Origin of the sequence: Paraburkholderia sp. BR10937 (genome assembly GCF_040965695.1) — a bacterium.
GTDB lineage: Bacteria > Pseudomonadota > Gammaproteobacteria > Burkholderiales > Burkholderiaceae > Paraburkholderia.
Genome location: NZ_JBFRCL010000222.1, coordinates 1 through 255 on the forward strand (window position 1 = coordinate 1; position 255 = coordinate 255).

General features: G+C 53.3%; 1 pseudogene. It reads right to left on the reverse strand.

Annotated elements, in window-relative coordinates:
• Window positions 1–109 (reverse strand): annotated as a pseudogene (locus AB4Y44_RS42745) (XRE family transcriptional regulator); the annotation flags it as partial.
• Window positions 110–255 lie beyond the last annotated feature (146 nt).

Here is a 255-nt window from a genome sequence, read left to right on the forward strand (position 1 = left end):
TCACGCCGAAACGCGCCCAGAAGCGGCGCTGGCTTTCTTTCTTCTTCTTCCGATACGCAATGATCAGGACGCGGTCGACGACCGAGGACAGATCCCCGGGGGACGACATGGTATTCGCACCCGAGTGTCATTGATTGCCCATAAGTTCCATGATGACTCTCGCTGTCAGATATGCCTGATGAGTGACTGCCGCGGAAGTGATTCTCCTTAAGAGGCCCTATCTGCGCACCTACCTATCTAGATAGGTGTTTTTTT